Source organism: Oribacterium sp. WCC10, assembly GCF_900113415.1.
In the GTDB taxonomy this organism is placed as follows: domain Bacteria; phylum Bacillota; class Clostridia; order Lachnospirales; family Lachnospiraceae; genus Oribacterium.
Genome location: NZ_FOPH01000044.1, coordinates 1 through 7,082, shown reverse-complemented (window position 1 = coordinate 7,082; position 7,082 = coordinate 1). Strand labels below are relative to the sequence as shown.

Here is a 7,082-nt window from a genome sequence, read left to right as displayed (position 1 = left end):
CTGTAGATCATATATGTAAGACCGGCTGCATTCTTGTTAACAGGAATTGTAAGTACGCCGTCCATAATACATGGAACTAATACGCTTGTTCCGTCACTGAATACTACTGTGTAGTACTGACCGGTGGATACACTTGCGTATACAGGTAAGTCTACTGTATCAGTTAATGCAGTTGCAAACATATTTGCGAAATTAACAAAACCTGCACCTAACATATTGTCAGCTCCAAAACCGCCTACGCCTGCAGCAATAAAGTTGTTGATAGCTGCCATAGGATCGAGAGGCATGAGAACATCGGTTATATTAAGGACTGTATTTGTTCCGGCAAGATTTGGTGCCTGGATCGTTAAGCCCTGATATCTGGTCATGTCTGATGAGAAACCCGGGGCGTCATTGCCTGCGTTTCCTGTGTTGTTTCCTACAGACCAGTTCTGACCGGATCCTGAATCAGACTTTCTGTGGTCTCCCTCGGTGGCTACGACATTGGATGCATCGATCTCGGTAGATGATATCTTCTTAAGGTTAACACCTACAAATACACCACCGCCTCTTGGAACTTCAAGATAATACTTTCCATCGCTGGAGATGACCTGAACATTGGCTGCACCGTCTACATTGTAGAAACTGTCGACAGTATATCTCGCAGGAACTGTTATCTCGAGATAAACCTTATCGCCCTGATGAGCGGTCTGGTAACCATGGAGTTCAGTTGTGCCGGAAAGTCCGATCGCACCACCTGTAGCAGTAACAGGATCTACCTTGATGATGTAGTTGATGTTCTGCTCAGCTTCTTCGTTTCTGGTGTACTCATAGCTTGATGCAGAAGAGTCTTCAGAAGAAACAAATTTAGAGTTTTCAACTAAGTTACCGCTGTCCTTTACAGGGTCGATCTTCCATACAGTGATGCTCAGATTCTCGGTTGAAGATGCAGTTGGAAGCCAATCTTCATCCTCTTCGGAGTATACATAAGTTTCTTCAAGTACGATATTGTGCTCACCGCCGGAAATCGTTCCGCCGACTACAAGATCAATCATACTCTTGTCAGTGGATTTAGCTACACTAACAGCACCACCAGCGGCAGTTACGTTTTCTGCAACCTTTACAGTGATTTTGCCGGTTTCTTCTTCAAAATCGTTAAGCTGTACGGCTACGCCACTTTCTCCTTCCTGGATAACATTTCCTCCGACATTAATATCGAGAGTTCCTGTTGTGGCACCATTAATACTATTGGAAAATTCATCACCGCTTACGGTTACGTCTCCACCTACGTTCACAGTTAAAGATGATTTATCATCTGTTGAATGAGCTCTTATACCATAAGAGGTACCACCTGAAACAGTGAGATCATTTCCGATGTCTACTTCGCCGGTTGAGTTTCTATGTGTCGTTACGTCAACACCCATTGCCTCACCCTTAGATGATGAGGTTACTGAAACATTGCCACCTACACTTACAGTACCCGATGAATTCTTATAATTATCTACGTAAATACCTGTTGCTTCATCTATGCCTGAAACAGTGAGATTATTTCCTATATCGACTTCAGCCTTTGAGTCTACTGATGCTCTTACATTAGTTCCGGTTGATCTGCTCATGCCATAGTGAGTATCATCTGTGCCTGAGGCAGTTACAGATACATCGTTCCCTACACTAACCTTTGCCGCGGAATCCTGTGTTAAATCAACATAAATACCTCCGGCCTGATTCCACTTGCTTGATTCATCATCAGCAGTACCTGTAGCGCTGGCAGTAATGTTATTTCCTACTGAAACCTCTGTGCTGGAATCGCCATGGGAACCGATGTAGACACCAAAGGCTTCGTTATCATCGTATGAATCGCCACCGGCGTTACCTGCAGTTGCCGTAACATCGTTTCCGACAGATACCTTTATGCTTGATTCATCCGTTGAATCTGCGGAAATACCGTAAGCATAACTTCCGCCATAGTATGAGGATTCACTATTGTTCTTCGATGCTGTTGCTGAAGCATCTTTTTCCACTTCTACAGTAGCTGAGCTGTTTTCGTCTGCATATGCGAGAACACCTCTGGCATCACCCTTATCATCAACGCTGGCCGTTGCATTCTCTACTTTTTCAGACTCTGAGCCGCCGTCAGAAACGACCACCTCCACACCGGATTCAGAAGCATAGTCTGTTGCTGCTATTGCCTGCATACCCGTTCCCATGACCATTGAGGCAGAAATGATCACAGCTATAGCTTTCTTTGTTTTACATAAGTTCCTTCTTTTCAAAATGAAACCTCCTTTTCGTGTTCCATCACCTGAAAATGTTACGTATTTATGTCATAAGACGTCTTAATATAAAAATTCGGCTAATATGGATAAATTTATTAGACGACAACAAAACTTTATGGATTTTTAATAATCATAAAATTTCATGAAGAAACCCCGGCGAAATCATCATCATTTGCGGTTACCGAGACATCACCGCCCACATTCACCCGGGTTGATGCTTTTGAACCGTCAGTGGATTCTGATCTTGCACCTGCTGCTACACCGTCATGACGAACATTCTGTTCTACATCGCCCACAACATTTACTACAGCCTCGGTATCGCAATCGCCTTTGATAGAAATGCTTTCCACATATACGCCTTCTTTTGTCACGGATTCCCATTCCTCGGTTTCTTTCTCATCTGTGACCTTAAGTTCAACTCCTTCGGTTGATTCTGCCAATGCAGTGATACCGGTGCTCGATCCCATTGATGCCGCAAGTATCACAGCCAGCAGTTTCTTTGTACTGCATAAATTTTTTCGTTTCACTTGCATACTCCTTCTGCAAAACTGAATAATTGCGTACTATGTTAATAAAATCGCATACTTCTATAATTGCATTTTGGCTTATATATGAGGGATATAATGACGAATACCGATGGATATATCCTGATAATTAAGATATATTCAAAAAGAATATAATGAACGTTAAGGTGATGACAATGAACGTAAAGAGAATATTCGGAAGCGTCAGCTTTTATAAAGCGGCGCTGTCCATAGCTTTACCGATCATGCTCCAGCAACTGATCCAAAGCCTTGTTTCACTGGTCGACAATTTCATGGTTTCCGGTCTTGGAGATGTCTCCATGTCGGGTGTTAATATAGCGGGTCAGATACTGTTTGTATTTCTGATATTTACAAACACCATCTGTATGACCGGTGGGATTTTTCTCACACAGTTCTTTGGAGCAAAGGAAAGATCGGGAATGCAGCAGGCATTCAGCTTTAAACTTATCATGGGATTGCTTGTTTTGATTCCATATTTCATGGTGTGTCTGGCCTATCCAAAACAGATTCTGTCACTTCTGGTAGTAGGTAACACTCAGGCAGATGCCATCATTTCAGAAGGAGTCAGGTACATCAGGATAATGTCTCTGGTGGGCATACCAATGACATTTTCCATCTGTATAGCAAGCTCACTGCGCGATATGGGAAAGGTTCGCCTTCCACTTGCTGTAACAGTAGTGGCTACTCTGTCCAATACAGTATGTAACTACATAATGATCTACGGTCATTTTGGCATTCCTGCCATGGGAGTACGGGGAGCCGCATTTGCAACTGTTATAGCAAGAACACTGGAATTTTTGATTTTTGCTGTAATATATATGAAGATAAAGCCTCAATTTGGTATATGGCTTTCGGAAAAATTCCGTATTGACGTTGTATTATTCAGGGAAATGTTAAAGAAGGGGGCGCTTGTTCTTTTCTGTGAGATGACCTGGGCTGTTTCGGAAACCATAATCACTGCTATCTATAACGGAAGAGGCGGTGCGGATGTTGTTTCAGGTATGGCAGCAAGCTTTGCCATTGCGAACCTGTTTTTTGTGGCATTTAACGGTATCTGCACAACCACAGTTGTACTCATAGGCAAGACTCTCGGAGAAGGAGAACTTTCAAGGGCACGTCAGGAAAAAACATGGCTGCTTTCGGGCTCAGCCGTTTTTGGGGTGATGATGACATTATTCGGAATGGTGACTACACTGGCAGTGCCCATAGTTTATGCACGATTGAGCGTCAATGCCATTGACATTTGCAGAAGGATGGTCATACTGTTGTCCCTTTTCATGCCCATATGGGTTTACATGAATACGCAAATGTCCGTAGCCAGAGCCGGCGGAGATACAAAGATGGGTGCCTGCGTGGATGCTTCCATCAATATAATCGTCATGCTGCCTATGCTTTTTATGCTTGCAAGATATACGGGTATCGGTCCCGTGGAGATGTATCTCTGTGTCAAGCTTCTGGATATCATAAAGATTGTGATATTCCAGTTCTGGATGAAGAAGGAACGATGGCTCAGAAATCTGACTGTTGAACACGAGTGATGGAGTATTACGAAGATATAGCCAGAAAAGAGGGCATTGAGCTCGGAATGTCACAAGGCATATCGGAGGGCGAATCAAAAAAGCTTTATGAACTTGTTGAAAAAGGCATCATTACTATAACAACCGGTGCAGACAATATAGGACTTTCTGTAGATGAGTTTTTAAATCAGATGAAGCTGGCCGGTTATAAACCACCGAAACAGTATTTTCATCGAAAAAATTTCAGGAGTTGACATGGAAATTTAGTTTTTCCATATCAACTCCTTTTTTCTATTAATTGTATTCCGCTATTTCCTGTAATTATCCTTAAGATGGCTATCTGTATTAGGAATATCCTTTCCGCCATTTCTTCAAGAAATTTTATCATTATTAAAAATATCTAAAGTTTTGTTGTCGTCTAATATATTTATACATATCAGCCGAATTTTCATATTAGACGTTGTATGACGTAAATACGTAACATTTTTAGGTGATGGAACACGAAAAGGAGATTTCATTTTGAAAAGAAGGAACTTATGTAAAACAAAGCAAGCTATAGCTGTGATCATTTCTGCCTCGATGGTCATGGGAACGGGTATGCAGGCAATGGCCGAAACAAACTCTGCTTATGATGCCGGTGTGGAGGTAACGGTTTTTGATGGTGGATCAGAATCTGAAAAAGTAGAGAACGCCACAGCAAGCATTGATACTGCGGGAGAGGCTGTAGGTGTTTCAGCTTATGCCGATGAAAAAAGCACAGCCACTGTAGAAGTAGAGAAAGATGCTTCAGCAACAGCGTCGATAGACAAAGCTGAAGATTCTAACTATATTATTGAAAACGATGCTTACGGTGTTTCTACAATTTCCATAGATGAATCAAACGTAAAAGTTTCTGTTGGAAACGATGTTACAGCAACTGCCGTTAACGACAATAGCGACTTATCTGATGTAAATGATGCTAAAGGTATCTATATCAGATCATTTTCAGGATCCAGCACAGAGGTTTCAGTAGGAAATAATGTTTCGGCAAGTGCTAAAGGAACTGATGATGACAAGTCATATCAGGATAATATAGCTAATGGAATTAACGTTAGATCAAGAGACGACTCTACTGCAAAAGCCACAGTGGGAAATGATGTTTCAGTAACTGTAACAGGTGGAGATCTTGATTCCTATGGCATGAGCAGAGCAACCGGAATCTCTGTATCGTCAGAGGCGGATTCCGGTGCCGAAGTCGATATAGGCAATGATCTCACTGTTTCCGGAATAAAGGAAGCGATTGGCATTTCCGAATATACTTATGATAATTCATCAGGTACTGTGAATGTGGGCGGAAATGTTTCAGTATCGTCTCTAGGTGAGGCAATTGGTGTTAGGGCGAATGCACATGAAGGCTCAAAAGAAGAAGTAGACATAGGAAAAGATCTCACTATTACCGGCGGTACCTCTTACGGCATCGAAGCACATACAACCGATGATAAGTCATCTATAAGTGTGGATGTTGGTGGTGACGTAAAAGTAACCGGTACTGATTGGGCGGATGGAATCATGGCAAACGGCGCAGGAACTATCGATGTGAATGTCGGTGGAAGCGTCTTGGTAGATGGAGATGGATATGCATTATCACTCGGTGATTTCGCAGAGGATACAGGCAAAATCACTGTAAAGGTTGTAAATGATGTAACTGCAACCGGGGATGCAGTTAGTATCTCAAAAACTACCGATAAGAGCACCCTTGATCTCGTAGTTGGCGGAACTCTTTCAAGTGGCGAACATACTATTGTACTTCAGAATACTTCTGTATACTCTTCAGAAGACGAAACGTGGACAACAGGATCATCTTCTACCGAGAACCTGAACATCACTGTATGGAAAGTTGAACCTGCAAAGGATACCGGTAATATAGTAGAGGATGTTAAACGCGTTTATTCCGAGGACTCTTATAGCTATACCAGTGAGTACACCAGAAACGAAGAAGCTGAGCAGAACATCAACTACATCATCAAGGTAGATCCTGTTACTGCTACAGGTGGTGCGATCGGACTTTCCGGCACAACTGAACTCCATGGTTACCAGACCGCTCATCAGGGCGATAAGGTTTATCTCGAGATAACTGTTCCTGCGAGATATACTGTCGACAGCTTCTACAATGTAGACGGTGCAGCCAATGTTCAGGTTATCTCCAGCGATGGAAAGTATTATCTTGAAGTTCCAAGAGGCGGTGGTGTATTTGTAGGTGTTAACCTTAAGAAGATATCATCTACCGAGATCGATGCATCCAATGTCGTAGCCACCGAGGGAGACCACAGAAAGTCTGATTCAGGATCCGGTCAGAACTGGTCTGTAGGAAACAACACAGGAAACGCAGGCAATGACGCCCCGGGTTTCTCATCAGACATGACCAGATATCAGGGCTTAACGATCCAGGCACCAAATCTTGCCGGAACAAATACAGTCCTTAATATAACCGATGTTCTCATGCCTCTCGATCCTATGGCAGCTATCAATAACTTTATTGCTGCAGGCGTAGGCGGTTTTGGAGCTGACAATATGTTAGGTGCAGGTTTTGTTAATTTCGCAAATATGTTTGCAACTGCATTAACTGATACAGTAGACTTACCTGTATACGCAAGTGTATCCACCGGTCAGTACTACACAGTAGTATTCAGTGACGGAACAAGCGTATTAGTTCCATGTATTATGGACGGCGTACTTACAATTCCTGTTAACAAGAATGCAGCCGGTCTTACATATATGATCTACAG

The 7,082-nt window shown here is 42.6% G+C and carries 5 protein-coding genes; 3 read left to right on the top strand and 2 right to left on the bottom strand.

Annotated elements, in window-relative coordinates:
- Positions 1 to 2,252, bottom strand: a 2,252-nt coding sequence (locus BM294_RS15450) for a DUF342 domain-containing protein (protein ID WP_139225909.1), incomplete at its 3' end; no start/stop codon positions are given.
- Positions 2,253 to 2,395: 143 nt separating this feature from the next.
- Positions 2,396 to 2,782 carry a hypothetical protein gene (locus BM294_RS15445; RefSeq protein WP_091209960.1) on the bottom strand — a complete coding sequence of 129 codons (387 nt, stop codon included), beginning with the start codon at positions 2,780 to 2,782 and terminating at the stop codon, positions 2,396 to 2,398.
- A 173-nt stretch (positions 2,783 to 2,955) separates the two neighbouring features.
- Here BM294_RS15445 and BM294_RS15440 point away from each other — a divergent pair, with 173 nt between their 5' ends.
- The 3 genes from BM294_RS15440 to BM294_RS15430 form a co-directional block, all read left to right on the top strand.
- Positions 2,956 to 4,338 carry an MATE family efflux transporter gene (locus BM294_RS15440; RefSeq protein WP_207648065.1) on the top strand — a complete coding sequence of 461 codons (1,383 nt, stop codon included), beginning with the start codon at positions 2,956 to 2,958 and terminating at the stop codon, positions 4,336 to 4,338.
- Entirely contained in the window at positions 4,338 to 4,571 is a 234-nt protein-coding gene (locus BM294_RS15435) for a hypothetical protein (protein WP_091209956.1), read from the top strand. The genes BM294_RS15440 and BM294_RS15435 overlap by 1 nt, the downstream gene beginning before the upstream one ends.
- 265 nt (positions 4,572 to 4,836) lie before the next feature.
- A partial coding sequence (locus BM294_RS15430; protein WP_139225908.1) for a serine-rich family protein occupies positions 4,837 to 7,082 on the top strand: 2,246 nt, incomplete at its 3' end.

What these genes read in the sequence shown, in the direction of transcription:
- BM294_RS15435 (WP_091209956.1), top strand. Translation starts at nt 4,338, where the DNA reads ATGGAGTATTACGAAGATATAGCCAGAAAAGAGGGCATTGAGCTCGGA.
- BM294_RS15440 (WP_207648065.1), top strand. Translation starts at nt 2,956, where the DNA reads ATGAACGTAAAGAGAATATTCGGAAGCGTCAGCTTTTATAAAGCGGCG.